At 61.9% G+C, this 17,567-nt stretch carries 18 protein-coding genes; 9 read left to right on the top strand and 9 right to left on the bottom strand.

The features are described from left to right. On the top strand, positions 1–222 hold a 222-nt coding region (locus tag AWB74_RS47885), incomplete at its 5' end, for a hypothetical protein (RefSeq protein ID WP_235024888.1). Positions 223–646: 424 nt separating this feature from the next. On the opposite strand, the gene AWB74_RS40820 is transcribed toward AWB74_RS47885, so the two are convergent. After that, on the bottom strand, positions 647–1,138 hold the full coding sequence (locus AWB74_RS40820) for a dihydroneopterin aldolase (protein ID WP_061152229.1): 492 nt from the start codon (positions 1,136–1,138) through the stop codon (positions 647–649). Positions 1,139–1,506: 368 nt separating this feature from the next. On the opposite strand from AWB74_RS40820, the gene AWB74_RS40815 reads away from it, so the two are divergent. The 3 genes from AWB74_RS40815 to AWB74_RS40805 are packed head-to-tail and all read left to right on the top strand — an operon-like array spanning position 1,507 to position 5,542. Further along, positions 1,507–3,567, top strand: coding sequence for a sigma-54-dependent Fis family transcriptional regulator (locus AWB74_RS40815; protein WP_061152228.1), 2,061 nt, complete (start codon positions 1,507–1,509; stop codon positions 3,565–3,567). Then, complete coding sequence (locus tag AWB74_RS40810; RefSeq protein ID WP_061152227.1) at positions 3,564–4,163, top strand: flavoprotein; 600 nt, start codon at positions 3,564–3,566, stop codon at positions 4,161–4,163. Before AWB74_RS40815 ends, AWB74_RS40810 begins: the two co-directional genes overlap by 4 nt. Continuing rightward, positions 4,142–5,542, top strand: coding sequence for a DUF6513 domain-containing protein (locus tag AWB74_RS40805; RefSeq protein ID WP_061152226.1), 1,401 nt, complete (start codon positions 4,142–4,144; stop codon positions 5,540–5,542). Before AWB74_RS40810 ends, AWB74_RS40805 begins: the two co-directional genes overlap by 22 nt. Here the strand turns inward: AWB74_RS40805 and AWB74_RS40800 are convergent. Next, positions 5,539–6,087: a thioredoxin family protein gene (locus AWB74_RS40800; protein ID WP_061152225.1), complete on the bottom strand. Its 549-nt coding sequence runs from the start codon at positions 6,085–6,087 to the stop codon at positions 5,539–5,541. The two genes, AWB74_RS40805 and AWB74_RS40800, sit on opposite strands and share 4 nt — an antisense overlap. Positions 6,088–6,185: 98 nt before the next feature. Between AWB74_RS40800 and AWB74_RS40795 the strand changes: the two genes are divergently transcribed. Both AWB74_RS40795 and AWB74_RS40790 read left to right on the top strand, forming a co-directional pair. Beyond that, the gene (locus AWB74_RS40795) at positions 6,186–6,491 is read left to right on the top strand and encodes a hypothetical protein (protein WP_061152224.1); all 306 of its coding nucleotides are present in this window, start codon (positions 6,186–6,188) and stop codon (positions 6,489–6,491) included. After that, positions 6,488–6,868: a type II toxin-antitoxin system VapC family toxin gene (locus tag AWB74_RS40790; RefSeq protein WP_327363150.1), complete on the top strand. Its 381-nt coding sequence runs from the start codon at positions 6,488–6,490 to the stop codon at positions 6,866–6,868. Before AWB74_RS40795 ends, AWB74_RS40790 begins: the two co-directional genes overlap by 4 nt. Before the next feature lie 42 nt (positions 6,869–6,910). On the opposite strand, the gene fba is transcribed toward AWB74_RS40790, so the two are convergent. From fba to AWB74_RS40755, 7 genes are all read right to left on the bottom strand, one after another. After that, positions 6,911–7,945 (bottom strand): class II fructose-bisphosphate aldolase, encoded by a 1,035-nt coding sequence (gene fba, locus AWB74_RS40785; protein WP_061152223.1) that lies wholly within the window; start codon positions 7,943–7,945, stop codon positions 6,911–6,913. A 29-nt stretch (positions 7,946–7,974) separates the two neighbouring features. Continuing rightward, positions 7,975–10,017: a transketolase gene (tkt, locus tag AWB74_RS40780; RefSeq protein WP_061152222.1), complete on the bottom strand. Its 2,043-nt coding sequence runs from the start codon at positions 10,015–10,017 to the stop codon at positions 7,975–7,977. Positions 10,018–10,052: 35 nt separating this feature from the next. Beyond that, positions 10,053–10,925, bottom strand: a complete 873-nt coding sequence (locus tag AWB74_RS40775) for a phosphoribulokinase (RefSeq protein WP_061152231.1) — start codon at positions 10,923–10,925, stop codon at positions 10,053–10,055. Positions 10,926–10,977: 52 nt separating this feature from the next. Continuing rightward, positions 10,978–12,072 (bottom strand): class 1 fructose-bisphosphatase, encoded by a 1,095-nt coding sequence (locus AWB74_RS40770; protein WP_061152230.1) that lies wholly within the window; start codon positions 12,070–12,072, stop codon positions 10,978–10,980. An 18-nt stretch (positions 12,073–12,090) separates the two neighbouring features. Continuing rightward, complete coding sequence (gene cbbX / locus AWB74_RS40765; protein ID WP_061152221.1) at positions 12,091–13,005, bottom strand: CbbX protein; 915 nt, start codon at positions 13,003–13,005, stop codon at positions 12,091–12,093. 15 nt (positions 13,006–13,020) lie between these two features. Beyond that, positions 13,021–13,437: a ribulose bisphosphate carboxylase small subunit gene (locus AWB74_RS40760; RefSeq protein ID WP_061152220.1), complete on the bottom strand. Its 417-nt coding sequence runs from the start codon at positions 13,435–13,437 to the stop codon at positions 13,021–13,023. Between the two features lie 668 nt (positions 13,438–14,105). Then, positions 14,106–15,599 (bottom strand): form I ribulose bisphosphate carboxylase large subunit, encoded by a 1,494-nt coding sequence (locus tag AWB74_RS40755; protein ID WP_061152219.1) that lies wholly within the window; start codon positions 15,597–15,599, stop codon positions 14,106–14,108. A gap of 365 nt (positions 15,600–15,964) precedes the next feature. On the opposite strand from AWB74_RS40755, the gene pqqA reads away from it, so the two are divergent. From pqqA to AWB74_RS40740, 3 genes are all read left to right on the top strand, one after another. Then, positions 15,965–16,039, top strand: a complete 75-nt coding sequence (pqqA, locus tag AWB74_RS48310) for a pyrroloquinoline quinone precursor peptide PqqA (RefSeq protein ID WP_008354335.1) — start codon at positions 15,965–15,967, stop codon at positions 16,037–16,039. Positions 16,040–16,119: 80 nt separating this feature from the next. Then, positions 16,120–16,689, top strand: a complete 570-nt coding sequence (locus AWB74_RS40745) for a DUF447 domain-containing protein (RefSeq protein WP_061152218.1) — start codon at positions 16,120–16,122, stop codon at positions 16,687–16,689. Positions 16,690–16,710: 21 nt separating this feature from the next. Beyond that, entirely contained in the window at positions 16,711–17,406 is a 696-nt protein-coding gene (locus AWB74_RS40740) for a (5-formylfuran-3-yl)methyl phosphate synthase (protein WP_061152217.1), read from the top strand. Positions 17,407–17,567 lie beyond the last annotated feature (161 nt).

The following is a 17,567-nucleotide window of genomic DNA, read 5'->3' as shown; positions in this document are numbered from 1 at the left end:
ACCAGCCCGATGCGCCAAGATGAATGTGTCAGCTATGTCCCCGACGAAAGTGTCAACCATGTCCCCGGTCTATACACTGCTGCAAAGAAAGTAACCAAAGAAAGCAGCTTCTCCCAGCCTAAGCACTTCATGCCGGCCGCGGCACAGGCGATTGACCTAATGGCCCCCAGAGTAGCGAGTGCCCTCGTAGGTCTCGTCGGGCTTGGATCGCGCACGGTCTGATACATCGCGCCGCTTAGGGCGCTGGTGCAGCCCTTGCAAGCTCCGGCCGCGCTTCGCGGCCGACGGGTCAATCGGGTTTGCGTGCGCTTTATCGCTGCATTTGCGAACAGTTGGTTTCCCTTGCATACCCATCGGCAGCGCGTAGCGCTGTGCCGGAACTCTTTCGTGCTGAACCAGCGCCCTAAGCGGTGCGATTTGTCAGACCGTGCGCGATCCAAGCCGCGTGAGTTTTGTGAGGGCACTCGCTACTCTGGGGGCCATTCAACCAATCGCCTGTGCCGCGGCCGGTGTGAAGTGCTTAGGCTGGGAAAAGCTGCTTTCTTTGGTGACTTTCTTTGCAGCAGCAAAGAAAGTTACCCCCGCCCCGGGGAGGGGCAACGCAAATAAACCACCGCGAATACGGGATCCGGCGAAAAAAGAGAAATCACTTAGGCACAAACCCTCGCCCCATCGAAGCAAGGCTAAACGGGACCACTCCCCGTTGCTCCTCCACCCGCCGACGTCGCTCGATCACGACGCCCACCCCATCGACATCATCGAACTTTGCAGGCTTGGCCAGCGAAACCCTGACCCAATGCGCGCCAAAATCCGCGATGACCATCTGCGCGATCCGCTCAGCAAGGGCCTCGAGCAACTGCAAGCCATGCGAAGCGAAAAGACCCAGAATCGCCTCCCGCACCGCCGCATAATTCACCGTATCCTCGATGCGATCCGTCACGCACGCACGTATCGAAGGCACTCCGATAGCCAGATCCAGCCGCACCGGCTGCGCATCATGCAGCTCCGAAGAATCAATGCCGATAACGGTCTGCCCCGTCAGCCCCTCGATATAGACAATGTCCATCACACCGCTCCCATCGACGGAAGGTTGCGGCGCAACATAAACAGCTTCGCGGATCGGTTCGGATCGGCCCATATGGTCATCGCCGCAATAAGCGGTCCCTGTCGAGGAAGAAGAAAACAACGGCGCCCATCGCCGAATGTATCCGTAAGCAGCAAGCAAAAAACGGGCGCGTTTGAGCTCCTAAATGCGACTCCTTATTGAACCGATGCGTCATAGCATGTAAAGTTTTTGAGAACCGGGCCGATCGGGTCCCTGACAACAATCGGATAGCACACACTCACCCGACTACCCGGCCACGAGGCGCGCCTGCGAGCGGAGCACGCGAACAGCAGATCAGGCAGACAAGCCGCAGCGCCAACGTAGAACACAACAGATTCGGCGCCGGACGGCCGCGCATATCACCGCGCACCGGAAACGCGGCGCAACGGAGACTTGCCCCCATGTCGTCGCTTGGTGACGTAGACACGCATGTCCGGGAAGTGCTGAACATCGTCAATAATCCGCTGGCCGCACGCCGCGCCAGCGATTCGGTGGCGCAATCGTGGCTGCGCTGCCTCACGGAGTTCCAGCTCGATCCCGCGCGCTTCGTGATGCCGCCCGTTTTGACGCAGCACGAATTGACCGAGCGCCGCGAAGCCGCGACCGATCTCATCGCGTGCTCGAAGCTCGAAATGACCACGCTGTATCAGCAACTCGCCGACCCCGAACTCGCCGTCGTGCTCGTCGACGCCGACGGCGTCATCGTGCATCAGGTGTCGTCGGTGCCGTTCGGCGAAGCAGTCGCCGCCGACGGCCTGCGCGTCGGCGCACTGTGGAGCGAGCGCGAAGCCGGCACCAACGGCATGGGCACGTGCCTCATCGAGCGCGAATGTATCGCCGTATGCCAGCACGAACATTTCTATCCGCGCTATACGTCGCTCACCTGCTCGGCCGCGCCGATCTTCGATGAACGCGGCGGTGTCGTCGGCGTACTCGACGTGACGAGCCGCTCGAAACTCCTGCAACAGCACTCGCTCGTGCTCGTGGGCATGTCGCGGCAGATGATCGAAAACCGCTTGATCGATGCACGCTATCGTCACGCGAACATGATCCACTTTCACAGCCGGCCCGAATTCGTCGGCACGCTGCACGCAGGCAAGCTCGCCGTCAGCGACGAAGGCGTCGTGCTCGCCGCAAGCCGCAGCGCGCTCTTTCAACTCGATCTGCGCTCGCCCGCCGAGCTCTGCGGCAAGCGCATCGAGGAAGCGTTCAACGCGACGCTCGAAGACATGATCGCGCGCAGCATCCGCGGCTCGTTCCATCCGGTGACGGTCTATAGCGCGAAGGCGAACAGCCGCTTCTTCCTCACCGCGCAGACGCCGCGCGAAGGCGCGAGCGGCACGACGCGCATCCTGATGAACGATCCCACGTCGAGTGCCCGCTCGAAGCCCGCAGCGCGCAAGGACACGCGCGAACCGGCAAGCGCCGGACGGCTCGACAAGCTCTCGCATCTGGAGTTCGGCGATCCGCGCATGGCCTCGCAGATCCAGCTCGCCGCGCGCGTGATCCAGCGCAAGATCCCGATCATCCTGCGCGGTCAGACGGGCACCGGAAAGGAAGTGTTCGCCAATGCGCTGCACAGCATCAGCCCGAATGGAGCCGGTGCGTTCGTCGCGGTGAATTGCGCGTCGCTGCCGGAGAATCTCATCGAAAGCGAACTGTTCGGCTATCGTGCGGGCGCATTCACCGGCGCGCAGCGCGAAGGACGGCGCGGCAAGATCGTGCAGGCCAATGGCGGCACGCTCTTTCTCGATGAAATCGGCGACATGCCGCTCGCGTTGCAAGCGCGTCTCTTGCGCGTGCTTGAAGAGCACGAAGTCACGCCGCTCGGCGCGGAAACCACCGTGAAGGTCGACTTTCAACTGATCAGCGCGAGTCACCGGAATCTCGCCGAATTCGTGCAGACCGGCATGTTCCGCGAGGATTTGTACTATCGGCTGAACGGTATCGAGATCAACCTGCCGCCGCTGCGCGAACGCGCCGATGCGCTTGCGCTCATCGGCCATATTCTCGAAACGGAATCCGACGAGCCGCCCGCGCTGTCTGCCGAAGCGCGCCAGGCGCTGCTGTCGTATCCGTGGCCGGGCAATATCCGTCAGTTGCGTCACGTCTTGCAGATGGCGATCGCGCTCTGCGATGGTCCCGAGATACGTTGCGCACATCTGCCGCAGGAGATCGTGAACGGCGCCGTGCCAGCGACGCACGCCGCGGTGCGCGCACCCGCCGCAACGATGCAGCCGCCGCATCTCGCCGCCGATGCCGACACGTCCGCGCTCAACGCGATCCAGGTGAAAGAGCGTGAGACGGTTCTGCAATTGCTCGACGAGCATCGCTGGAACGTGAGCAATGTCGCGAAGGTGCTCGGCATCAGCCGCAATACGCTGTACCGGAAGATGCATCGTCTGCATATCCGGCTGTCGCACGACACGCCCGCATCCGACAACGCACCCTCTGACGCATGACGCAACCCACGCCCGCCCGCCGGCTCGACGAGTTCAAGCCCGACGCGCGCTTCGCGTGGTGCGTGACAGGCTCCGGTCATATGATCGAAGAGTCGATCGATCTCGCATTGCGTCTGCCCGGCGTCGATCTGTTTCTTTCCGCCGCCGGCGAGGAAGTGCTGCCGCTGTACGGCTGGACCATCGCGAAGCTGCGCGAGCACTTCAAGGTGTTTCGCGACAATAGCGCGAGCAGCGTGCCCGTCGGCATGATTTATAACGGTGAATATCACACGGTCGTGATCGCGCCCGCGACGAGCAATACCGTCGCAAAATGCGCGTTCGGCATCTCCGATACCCTGCCCACCAACCTCTATGCGCAAGCCGGCAAGCAATGCGTGCCGGGCATCGTGTTCGCATGCGATACCGCGCCCTCCGTCATCACGCAGACCCCGCACGAATGGGTCGAAGTGAGGCCGCGCGCGATCGAGTTCGAGAACGTCGAGCGGCTCGCGCGCTTCGCGCATACCACGGTGGCCCGCTCGCTCGACGATCTCAAGACCGCGCTCGATCAACGCCTGTCGGACCTGAAGCTTGCATGGAACACATCGTCTTCCTGACCGGACGGCTTGCTCAGCTGAGTCTTCAGCAAGTGCTCGAAAGCATCGCGCCCGCCGCAACGGGTACGCCCTTTACGTGGGAGGTCCGCGAGATCGGTCTTCAGGTCGCGGGGCTGATGACAGCCGACATGATCCGGCGGCGCGTCGCGGCGCCATTGACCGAAGGCACGAGCCGCATGATCCTGCCCGGCCGATGCCGCGGCGATCTCGATGCCCTCACCGCGCATTACGGCGTGAAGGTCGAGCGCGGTCCGGAGGAAGTGAAGGACTTGCCGCAGTTTTTCGGGCGCGAGGCGCGGCATGTCGATCTGTCGCGCTACGAGACGGAGATTTTCGCGGAAATCGTCGATGCGCCGCGCCTCGATCTCGATGGCATCGCGGCGCGGGCGCGCGAATACAAACGGCAGGGCGCGGATGTGATCGACATCGGCTGTCTGCCGGAAACCGCGTTTCCGCATCTCGAAGACGCGGTCGTGATGCTGAAGGCGCAAGGCTATCGCGTGAGCGTCGATTCGATGCGCGATGAAGAGCTCGTGCGCGGCGGCCGCGCGGGCGCGGACTACGTGATGAGCCTCAACATCGACACGTTATGGATTGCTGATGAAATCGATTCGACACCGATTCTCGTGCCGCGCGAGCCTGCCGACGTCGCCTCGCTCGATGCCACCATCGACGCAATGAGCAAGCGCGGCCGTCCCTTTCTCGCCGATCCCATTCTCGATCCGATTCCGTTCGGGCTCGCGGCGTCCATCGCGCGATATGTGTCCTTGCGCGAGCGCTATCCCGATGTGCCGATCATGATGGGCGTCGGCAACGTGACCGAACTCACCGAGGCCGATACGAGCGGCATCAATGCGGTGCTGTTCGGAATTGCGGCAGAATTGCGCGTAGCGGCGGTGCTGACGACTTCGGTGAGCCTGCACGCGCGGCGCGCCGTGCGTGAAGCCGATGTCGCGCGGCGCGTGATGTATGCCGCGCGCGAAACGCAAACCTTGCCCAAAGGCATTTCCGGCGATTTGTCCGCGCTGCACGCGAAGCGGCCATTTCCCTACGATGCCGACGAGATCGATGTTTTCGCGGCCGCGGTTCGCGATCCTAACTATCGCATTCAGGTTTCGGGAGATGGGATTCATGTCTATAACCGCGACGGGCATCATGTCGCCATCGATCCGTTCGCGCTGTATCCCGAGCTCAAGGTCGAGCATGATGGCGGGCATGCGTTTTACCTCGGCGTGCAACTTGCGCGCGCAGAAATCGCCTGGCAACTGGGCAAGCGCTTCGATCAGGATCAGCCGCTCGATTGGGGCTGCGCGGTCGATCGGCCGGAAGAAGATTTGATGGCGTGGAATGCGCCTGGAAGCACGAAGAAAAAGGCCTAAGGCTTCCATTTGATCGAGCAACCGAGCGCGGGGCATTGTTCTGTCGGCGCTTCGCGTTGTTCGGCTATCGCGCGCATCGCTTCGAACAGATCGCGGTGCGCGTTTGGCAAAGCCTCTTTGCGCGATGCATCGATGCGGCCGCGATAGCGCAATCGCATATCCCGGTCGAAACCGAAGCATTCCGGCGTGCAGACCGCGCCGTAGGCTCGCGCGATTTCCTGGGTTGCATCGTGTAGGTACGGGAACGGCAGGTTCCATTCTTCCGCGACTGCGATCATGCGGTCGAAGGCATCGTCGGTATAGACGGTGGCGTCGTTCGAGTTGATGCCCGCCACGTTGATGCCGATGTCATTCAGTTCTCGCGCGTCGCGAATCAGGTTCGGCATCGCGGCCTTCACGTAAGGGCAGTGATTGCACATGAAAACGATCACGAGCCCGTTCTCGCCTTTCAGCGTATCGAGCGTCCAGGTCTTGCCGTCGGTGGCGGGCAGCGCGAAATCCGATGCTGTCGCGCCAAGCTCTGCGGTCGGGGATTCGGTAGGCATGAGATAGCTCCCAATTGTTTCGATTGGCCATTCGGCATATTGGCGGGGTCGTCGGAGTCGGATAGCATCGGATTTCTTATTAGTTATCCGGAGGGTTTATGTACATTTTCAGTGTTGAAGAAGCGCAGAGGGATTTGCCCAAGATTCTCGAAATGGTCGCGGAGGGGAAAGACGTTGCCATCGGTGGTGAGCGGCCGGTGTTGCTGCTCAAGGTAAGGTCGGTCGGGAATTTCGTCGACAAAAACGGCAATCAGGTGGGGGGCTCGCTTATCGTATTCGATCCTGAGGACGAAAGCGCGTTCGAAGACGAGTCCTTCAAACCTTTGCCCGATGACATCATCGATCAGATGTACAACGGTCCGCTGTTTCCAGAGGAAGCCAACACCATCCACGAGAGCCGATGATGCGCGTGCTGCTCGATACTCACGTCTACATCTGGCGCGTGTCGAAAGATCGTCGGCTGCCCGCGCGCATACGCAACTCGATCGATAAAGCTCAGCAGGTTTACGTCAGCACTGCCAGCATCTGGGAACTATCGATCAAGTCCGCGCGGGGCAAGCTGGAGCCGAACGGCGAGCGCGCGATAGACGAGCTGGAAGCACAGCCGTTCATCGTGCTTCCGGTTCAACTCAAGCACGCGAGAGCTGTGCGCCGAATGCCGGACCTGCATCGCGATCCGTTCGATCGCGTGCTCGTCGCGCAGGCGATCACGGAGGACCTGGAATTCCTGACCGTCGACGGCGAACTCTCTGACTACCTTGCCGACATGACGCCCGCCTGACCCCGCGCCGCACGTTCCCCGAAAACGAGCGGCGCTCCCTCGCTAATACCTTTTCGCCATCGCCTCCAGACCCATCGGCCTGATGCGATCCGCGTGCCCCGCGCATCCGAACGCCTCAAACCGCTCGACACACAAGTCCCGCGCCGCCGCCGTCGCCGCCTTCAGTGCATGCCGCGGATCGAACTCCGACTTCGCCGACGCCATCGCCCTTCGCATCGCGCCGGTCATCGCGAGCCGTATGTCCGTGTCGATATTCACCTTCCTCACGCCATTCGCGATGCCGCGCCGGATCTCGTCGACCGGCACGCCGTAAGTTGCCGGAATCTCGCCGCCGTGCTCGCGGATGATCGCAAGCCATTCCTGCGGCACCGACGACGACCCGTGCATCACGAGATGCGTATCCGGAATGCGCGCGTGAATCTCGGCGATGCGGTCGATCGCGAGAATATCGCCCGTGGGCTGACGGCTGAACTTGTACGCGCCATGCGATGTGCCGATGGCGATCGCGAGCGCATCGATGCCCGTCGCCTCAACGAACGCACGCGCCTCATCCGGATCGGTCAGCAAGCGGTCGTGACTGAGCGCGCCTTCTGCGCCAACGCCGTCCTCCTCGCCTGCGAGTCCCGTCTCCAGCGAACAGAGACAACCAAGCTCGCCTTCCACCGACACGCCGACCGAATGCGCCGCCTCCACGACGCGCCGGCTCACATCGACGTTGTAGTCGTAGTCGGCGGGCGTTTTCTGATCGGGCATGAGCGAGCCGTCCATCATCACCGACGTGAAGCCGGAACGGATCGCCTGCTGGCACACGGACGGGCTCGCGCCGTGATCCTGATGCAGCACCACCGGAATATCCGGATGCGCCTCGACGGCCGCGAGCACCAGATGCCGCAGATACGGCTCGCCCGCATACTTGCGCGCGCCCGCCGACGCCTGCAGGATGACCGGGCTCTTCGTCGCCTCGGCCGCCTGCATGATCGCGTGAACCTGCTCCATGTTGTTGACGTTGAAGGCGGGCACGCCGTAATGGTGCTCCGCCGCGTGATCCAGCAACTGCCTCAATGCGATGAAAGCCATCGTGATGTCTCCATGCCATTAGCGAAAATTCAGGCGGCGACGCGGCGCGCTTCATCGACGAGCGCGCCGGTCGTCACGCCGAAATGCGCGAACAACTCGCTCGCGGGCGCCGATTCCCCGAAACGGTCGATGCCGATCACGCCGCCCTTCAAGCCGACGTACTGCCGCCAGAACGACGTCACGCCCGCCTCGATCGCGACGCGCGGCACGCCTTCGGGCAGCACGCGCTCGCGCCACGCGTTGCATTGACGATCGAACACGGTGGTCGACGGCATCGAAACGACGCGCGCGAGAATGCCCTCTTCCTTCAACGGCGCGACCGCCGCGAGCGCGAGCGCGACCTCCGAACCGGTCGCGATCAGCACGACGCGGCGCGCGTCGCGTTCGCAGGTCGGCGGCCAGTCGGCGAGCACGTAGCCGCCTCGCTCGATCGCATCGATCTGCGCTTCGTCGCGCGGCACGAAGGGCAGGTTCTGCCGCGACAGCAAGAGACACGAAGCCCGGTCGCGATCGATGGCGCTCACCCACGCCTGCATCGTCTCGACGGTATCGCACGGACGCCAGACATCGAGACCCGGAATCATGCGCAGGCTCGCGGCATGCTCGACAGGCTGATGCGTCGGGCCATCCTCGCCGAGGCCGATCGAATCGTGCGTGAAGACGAAAACCGTGCGTGTCTTCATCAGCGCGGCCATGCGCAGCGCGTTGCGGGAATAATCGGAGAACGTGAGGAAGGTGCCGCCGAACGGCAGATAGCCGCGATGCAGCGCGATGCCGTTCAGCACGGCGCTCATGCCGAACTCGCGCACGCCGAAGTGGATGTAATTGCCCTTCTCCACCGATGCCGAGACGTCCACCGCGTCCTTCCAGCGCGTGAGATTCGAACCGGTCAGATCGGCCGAACCGCCGAGCAGTTCGGGCAACGCGCGCGCGAGACCTTCGATCGCGAGTTGCGACGCCTTGCGCGTCGCGACCGTCTGCCGCGCGCGGTTCGCATCGTGCACGAGCGCATGCGCCATGTCGCGCCAGTTCGCGGGCAGCGCGCCGCGCACGCGCCGCTCGAACTCCGCGGCCTCGTTCGGATATACGCGCCGGTACGCGTCCATGCGGCGCTGCCAGCTTTCCTGCACGGCCGCGCCCGCCTCGCGTGCGTCCCACAGCGCGCGAATCGACGATGGAATATCGAACGGCGCATGCGTCCAGTCGAGCGCGCGGCGCGTGGCGTCGATCTCATCGGCGGGAAGCGGCGCGCCGTGCACGTCGTGCGTGCCGGCCATCGTGGGCGCGCCGTGGCCGATCACCGTCTTGCAGCAGATGAGCGTCGGCCGATCCGACTCGCGCGCTTCCTGCAATGCGCGCGACACGTCGTCGACATCGTGGCCGTCCACCGCACGCACCACATGCCAGCCGTAGGCTTCGAAGCGCTTCGGCGTATCGTCGGTGAACCAGCCGTCGACGTGGCCATCGATCGAAATGCCGTTGTCGTCGTAGAGCACCGTGAGCTTGCCGAGCCGCAAGGTGCCCGCAAGCGATGCCGCCTCGTGCGACACGCCTTCCATCAGACAGCCGTCGCCCGCAAACACATACGTGCGATGATCGACGATCTCATGTCCCGGCCGATTGAACTCGCGCGCGAGCAGCGCTTCGGCGAGCGCCATGCCGACCGCATTCGTCAGGCCTTGCCCGAGCGGGCCCGTCGTCGTTTCGACGCCGGGCGTCACGCCAACTTCGGGATGCCCCGGCGTCTTGCTGCCGAATTGACGAAAGCGTTTGATTTCATCGATCGACAGGTCATAGCCGGTCAGATGCAAAAGCGCATAGATCAGCATCGATCCATGACCGTTCGACATGACGAAGCGATCGCGGTCCGGCCAGTCGGGATCAACCGGATTGTGCTTCAGATAGCGGCCCCACAGCGCGACCGCGATCTCCGCCATGCCCATCGGCATGCCGGGATGACCGGAGTTCGCCCGACTGACCGCATCGACGGCGAGCATGCGCAACGCGTTCGCCATCTGTCGGGTATCGGGTGAGCGATGATGCCTGGGCAACACTTCAGCGACGGCATTCATGAGATGCCTCCTTTGATGCGATGTGAGAAACCTTTCTAAGCGCGTGCGCGCCGGTCGCGCAGCTGCAGAATCATCGGCGTGAAGATGAGCTGCATCGCGAGACCCATCTTGCCGCCGGGCACGACGATCACGTTGGGCCGCGACATGAACGAGTCATGCAGCATCGTCAGCAGATAGGGAAAGTCGATGCCCTTCGGCTTCGTGAAACGGATCACGACGAAACTCTCGTCGGGCTGCGGAATCTCGCGCGCGGTAAATGGGTTCGATGTATCCACGGTCGGCACGCGCTGAAAATTCACATGCGTGCGCGAGAACTGCGGGCAGATGTAGTTCACGTAATCGGGCATGCGGCGCAGGATCGTATCGACGACGGCTTCGTGCGAATAGCCGCGCATCGTCTGATCGCGATGCAGCTTCTGAATCCATTCGAGATTGATGATCGGCACGACGCCGACGAGCAGATCCGCATGACGCGCGATATCGACCTTCTCGGTGACGGCCGCGCCGTGCAGACCTTCGTAGAACATCATGTCGGTGTTGGGCGCGATGTCTTCCCACGGCGTGAACGTGCCCGCGTCCTGATTGTAGTGCGCGGCCTCGCCTTCGTCGTGCACGTAATGGCGGAACTGGCCGCCGCCCGTTTCGCCATAGCTCGCGAACAGGGTTTCGAGCTCCGCGAGCAGGTTCGCTTCGGGCCCGAAGTGGCTGAAATTGACGAGACCATCGCGCTCGCTTTGCTTCATTGCCTCCCGCATGCCGAGACGGTCATAGCGATGAAACGCATCGCCTTCGACGATCTGCGCATTGATCTTTTCACGCCGGAAGATATGCGTGAAGCTCTTCATGACGGTGGTGGTGCCGGCGCCGCTGGAGCCCGTCACCGCGACGATCGGATGTTTGACTGACATGCGCTTGCCTCCCATGTACGTTTATGTATTGAGCGCTGTTTCAGATGTAAAGCTATGCTTCCGTCTCCGGCAAAAACAACGAGCGTTCCTTGAACAATGGCGACGAGAACGGCTTGTCCTCGCCGCGATCGTATTCGCCGTGATACCGCTGAATGCGTGCGACCTCATTGCGCGAGCCGAGAATCACCGGCACGCGTTGATGCAGTGCCTTGGGTTCGAGATCGAGAATGCGCTCGCGTCCCGTGATCGACATGCCGCCCGCCTGCTCGACGATGAAGCTCATCGGACTTGCTTCATAGAGCAGACGCAAACGCCCTTCCATCTCGGGCGTCTTGAAGTCGCGCGGATACATGAACACGCCGCCGCGCATCAGGATGCGATGCACTTCCGCGACCATCGACGCGATCCAGCGCATGTTGAAGTCCTGCGCGCGGCAGCCGGTGCGCCCGTCCTTGCATTCCTGCACATAGCGGCGCACGGGGGGTTCCCAGAAGCGTTCGTTCGATGCATTGATCGCGAACTCGCACGAGTCCTCGGGGACGCGGATATCGGAATGCGTGAGCACGAAGTTGCCGACGTCGCGTTCCAGCGTGAAGCCGTGCGTGCCGTTGCCGACGGAGAGCACGAGCATCGTCGACGGACCGTAGATCGCGTAGCCCGCCGCCACTTGCTCGCGGCCCGGACGCAGAAACGATGCTTCATCGGGCGCGTCGCTTTCGTCGCTGGCGCGTCTGAGCACGGAGAAGATCGAACCGACGACGCCGTTGATATCGATGTTCGATGAACCGTCGAGCGGATCGAACGCGAGCAGATAGTCGCCGCGTGGATACGGCTCGGGAATCGCATAGACACCGTCCATTTCCTCGGACACCATGCCCGCGAGCAGGCCGTCCCATTCGCAATGCTGCACGAAGATGTCGTTGGTCACGAGGTCGAGCTTCTTCTGTTCCTCGCCATGCGTGTTGATCGAGTGTGCCGAGCCGTGCTGTCCGCCGAGCGCGCCGCGCGTCAATGCGGCGGCGATCGTCTTGATCGATGCGGCTACATCGATCAGCAGCGCGGAGAGGCCGCTCGCCGCTTCCGGTCCGGGCTTGCGGTCCAGGGTGTCGATCAGGAACTTCGATAAGGTCGTGCGTCCATCCTGCATCGCCTTCTCCTTCAAGCGTTATGAGTCGGTGAACACGCGGCTCGCGCGGATATCGCTGGCGTCGAGTTGCATGAGTGCGTTCGCATCGGCGGCGCCGCTGCCTCGTTCCGCCGCCTCGAAAAGACGATTCGCCTGACGCAATCGCGCCCGGTCGAGCGCATTGCGCACCGAGCGCGCATTGGCGAAGTTGGGCTGTCTGATGCGGCGCGCGAGATACTCTTCGAAGGCGCGGCGCGCGTCGTCGTCGAAGCGGTAGTGCATGTCGGTCAACATGTGCTCGGCGATTTGCAGGAGTTCGCCGGGCGCATAGTCGGGAAACACGAGGTGATGCGCGATGCGCGAGCGAAAACCCGGATTGCTGTGAAAGAACGTTTCCATGCGCGCTTCGTAGCCTGCGAGAATCACGACGAGATCGTCGCGCTGGTTCTCCATCGTTTGCAGCAGGATTTCAATGGCTTCCTGCCCGTAGTCGCGTTCGTTCTCCGGTCGATACAGGTAATAAGCCTCGTCGATGAAGAGCACGCCGCCCATCGCACGCTTGAGCACTTCGCGCGTTTTGGGCGCGGTATGGCCGATGTATTGGCCGACGAGATCGTCGCGCGTCACCGAGACGAGATGATTGCGCCGGATATAGCCCAGCCGGTGCAGCACTTGCGCCATGCGCAGCGCGACCGTGGTCTTTCCGGTTCCGGGATTGCCCGAGAAGCACATGTGCAGCGTGGGCGCACCCGACGCGATACCGAGCGTCTCGCGGGCGCGTTCCACGAGCAGATGCGCCGCGATCTCGCGGATACGCGTTTTGACCGGCGCGAGCCCGATGAGATCGCGGTCCAGTTCGGCGAGCACTTCGCCGATGCGCGATTCGCGGTAGAGCGCCATCAGGTCGGCTTGGGTTGCTTCGACGGTTGCTTCGAGCGTGGCTTCGGCGCTCATGGCTTCTACTCCTCATCAATAGCGCTCGCCGCTCGGGCGATCGGTGGCGTAGGTGCGGATCGCGTAGCGCTGGATGCGGCTTTTTTCGTCTTGTCGTTCCAGGCGGAAGCCTTTCTCTTCTTCCGGCCTGTTGACGATGAACGAGAGACGCATGGTTTCGAAGCCGCGGACCGAGTCGAAGGCGTTCACCTTGATGTAGTGGTTCGGATATGTCTTGCGGCATTCGTTCACTTCCATCAGCACACCGGCAGCATCGTGGAGGTCGAACATGGGGAGGCCCCACATTTCCCAATACGTATTCCTCGGATGCGGATCGTCGGTGTGTTCGACTGAGCAGGACCAGCCCTGGTCCAACGCGTAGTTGATTTGTGATGAGATCTCCTCATCGGTGAGGGGGGGCAGGAAGGAGAAGGTGCCTTGGGTTATTTGCATTTCGGTATCCTTAGGTTTGTTCGGGTTTCGTTTCGATGAAATCCTGTTTTCGTGTCGGTCTTTTTGCTCTGCCCCTGTGCGGGGCGGCAGTCACTTTCTTTGCTGCTGCAAAGAAAGTAACCAAAGAAACAGCTATCCCCAGCCTAAGCACTTCATACCGGCCGCGGCACAGGCGATTGACCTAATGGCCCCCAGAGTAGCGAGTGCCCTCGTAGGTCTTACCGGGCTTGGATCGCGGACCCACTGTGGCGTACCGCCGTTTAACGAACTGGTGCACCCCCTCCAAGCTCCGGCCCGCTTCGCGGCCGACCGGTCAATCGGGTTTGCGTGAGCCCACGTATTTGCTACGCCCACCGTTGGTTTCCCTTGCATACCCGACGGCAGCGCGTAGCGCTGTGCCGGAACTCTTTTGTGCTGAACCAGTATGCTCAACGTTATCGGGCGGCAGACCGTGCGCGGTCCACGCCCGGCACAACAATGGGGACACTCGCTACTCCGGGTTCCATTCAGCCAATCGCCTGTGCCGCGGCCGGTATGAAGTGCTTAGGCTGGGAGAAGCTGCTTTCTTTGGTTACTTTCTTTGCAGCAGCAAAGAAAGTGACTGCCGCCCCGCATAGGGGCGAAGCTAATAAACCAACTCCAATACGGGATCCAGCGAAGAAAACAAATCAAACCGCCACACTAGGCGTAACAGCAAAATCCGGCGTATCCGTAGAAGCATAGTTAAACGTGACATCACGCCAGGTATCAAGTGCCTGTTTCAAAGGCGTACACCCCCGCGCTGCGGCATCCAGAATATCCAGCCCCTCATTGACAATATCGCGCCCTTCGTTCCGAGCCTTGACCATCGCTTCGAGCGCGACGCGATTGGCCGTCGCACCGGCCTGAATCCCTTGCGGATGCCCAATCGTCCCGCCGCCGAATTGCAGAATGCAGTCATCGCCAAAGAGATCGAGCAGCTGATGCATCTGCCCGGCATGGATACCACCCGATGCCACCGGCATGACCTTGCGCAATCCCGCCCACGGCTGATCGAAGAAAATCCCCCGCGACAGATCGACTTCATTACGCGCCTCACGGCACACGTTGTAATAACCCTGCACCGACAAAGGATCGCCTTCGAGCTTGCCGACAGCCGTGCCCGCATGGGCATGATCCACACCCGCCATCCGAAGCCACTTCGCGATCACGCGAAACGAAATGCCATGATTGCGCTGCCGCGTATAAGTCCCATGCCCCGCGCGATGCAGATGCAGAATCATGTCATTGCGACGCGCCCATTTCGACATCGACTGAATCGCGGTCCAGCCGATCACGAGATCGATCATCACGATGCACGAGCCAAGCTCCTTCGCGAATTCCGCGCGTTCGTACATGTCTTCCATCGTGCCGGCCGTCACGTTCAGATAGTGGCCCTTCACTTCGCCGGTTTCGGCTTGCGCGCGGCTCACCGCTTCCATCGCGAAGAGATAGCGGTCACGCCAGTGCATGAACGCCTGCGAGTTGATGTTCTCGTCGTCCTTCAGAAAGTCGAGACCGCCTTTCAGCCCTTCATACACGACCCGTCCATAGTTCTTGCCCGACAAGCCGAGCTTCGGCTTCACCGTCGCGCCGAGCAGCGGGCGACCGTATTTGTCGAGCCTTTCACGTTCGACGATGATGCCCGTCGGCGGTCCCTGAAACGTCTTCAGATAAGCGACGGGAATGCGCATGTCCTCGAGACGCAGCGCCTTCAACGGCTTGAAGCCGAACACATTGCCGATGATCGATGCCGTGAGATTGGCAACGGAACCTTCCTCGAAGAGATCGAGCTCGTAAGCGATGTAAGCGAAGTACTGCGGCTCGTCGGCGCGTTGATTCGGCACGGGCTCGACGCGATACGCCTTCGCGCGATACATGTCGCACGCGGTGAGGCGGTCGGTCCATACGACGGTCCAGGTCGCCGTCGACGATTCGCCTGCGACCGCTGCCGCCGCCTCTTCCGGCTCGACGCCCGCTTGCGGCGTGATGCGAAAGAGCGCGATGACGTCCGTATCCTTCGGCGAGTAGTCGGGCTGCCAATAGCCCATCTCGCGATACTTCATGACGCCGGCCGCATAGCGCGAGCGCGGATCGGACGGATTGCGCGCCGCGTCGATGGCGGCCTTGCTGAAATCGTTCATTCCGTTTCCTCGACAGTGAGATGAGTGAGACATCGCATGTGCTGCCCTGCTGTGAATGCAGAGTAAGCACTGGTCGCAAGGAAAGGAATTCACGAATTTCTTGGCCCGCCTTAAGCTATGCCTTATTGGGTGTTAGCCCTGATGCGGTTATCGACTATGGATGGGACACTTTGCTCTGATTCCGTCACAGTCGGTGCGCGTGACGGGGGCATCGACGCTATTCGGCATCCGCTCCATGTCACTGGCATGGCGCTTGCATCGTCGAAGTGCCGGCCCCCTCCCGGCCGCCTGGCGGATTCGTCCGCATCGGCACATCATTGAAGCGGTTATCGAGGCTGCAACCCAACTCATATGGAGGAACGCGCATGCAATGGACCACGCCTAGCTTCACCGATATGCGTTTTGGTTTTGAAATCACGATGTATATCGCGACCCGCTAAACGCGGATCGAACCCGCACGAAGCCGCGATGCATCGTCTATGCGGTTTTTCGTGCGGCCCGAATTCATGCGCCGAGCCCTATGATCTACGAGACCATCGTGACGACTGCGGATCGCGAAGGCCGGGCGCATATCGCGCCGATGGGCGTGCGTTTCGAAGAAGGCTTCGCGATCCTCGCGCCGTTCCGCCCGTCGACGACGCTCGATAACGTCATCGAGACGAAGAGCGCCGTCGTCAACTTCACGACCGACGTGCGCGTCTTCGCCGGCTGCGTGACGGGCTATGCGCGCGACTGGCCGACGGTCGTCGCGAGCACGGTGCCGAGCGTGCGCCTCGCAACGACGCTTGCGCATACCGAGCTGCGTCTCTTCGAACTTCTCGATGACGAAACGCGTCCGACACTGCGCATGGAGTGTGTGCATCGCGAGACGCATGCGCCTTTCGCGGGCTTCAATCGCGCGCAGGCGGCGGTCGTCGAAGGTGCGATTCTGGTGAGCCGGCTTTTCATGTTGCCGCCTGAAAAGGTGGATAGCGAGATTGCCTATCTGCGCATTGCGATCGACAAGACCGCGGGCGATGCCGAGCGCGAAGCCTGGCAATGGCTGTTGCAGGCAATCGAAGCGCATCGCGCGAAAGCGCTTCATCCGTAGCATCCCTCTGGAGTTTCGACGATGACCGCCTTGCTCGCGAGCGTCCGCTCGGCCGATGAAGCATTCGATGCCGCGCATGCGGGCGCCGATCTGATCGACCTGAAGGAGCCGAGTGCGGGCGCGCTGGGTGGCGTCGCGATCGAGGATATCGCGCGGATCGTGCGCGAGTTGCGCGCGCGATATGCGGTGCGGCCGATCAGCGCGACCATCGGCGATTTCCCCAACGATGCGCTCGATGAGATCACTTCTCGTGTGCTCGATGTTGCTGCTACGGGCGTCGATTATGTGAAGGTAGGCGTTTCGCCTGGCGCCGGGGCTTCGGCTTGTCTGCAGCATCTGGCTGGCTTGCCCGCTGCCGTTGTGCCGGTGTTGTTATCGGACGATGGCATCGACCGGGAGCTTTTTGCGCTCGCTGCGCGGTTGGGGTTTGTGGGTATCGTGTTCGATACCGCGAACAAGAACGGGCGCACGTTGTTCGATTGTGTCGATGTGGGGGATTTGGTTTACTGCGTGGCCGATGCGCGTGCTCGGGGGACCATGACTGCCGTCGCCGGGTCGCTGGGTTGGGGTGATCTCGATTCCATTCGGATGGTGGCGCCGGATATCGCGGGGTTTCGTGGGGCGCTTTGTGATGGGCCTCATGGACGCATGGGCAGGCTCGATCCTGTGCGCGTCGAGAAGTGGGTGCAGGCGTTGCGGGCCGCGGTCGCTGTTTGAGTCTTTGCTTTGATTTCGCCGGATCCCGTGTTCGCGTTGGTTTATTAGCTTCGCCCCTATGCGGGGCGGCAGTCACTTTCTTTGCTGCTGTGTATAGACCGGGGACATGGTTGACACTTTCGTCGGGGACATAGCTGACACATTCATCTTGGCGCATCGGG

It is taken from the genome of Caballeronia arvi, assembly GCF_001544695.2.
GTDB classification, from domain to species: domain Bacteria; phylum Pseudomonadota; class Gammaproteobacteria; order Burkholderiales; family Burkholderiaceae; genus Caballeronia; species Caballeronia arvi.
This window is presented reverse-complemented; position numbering and strand designations above follow the sequence as displayed.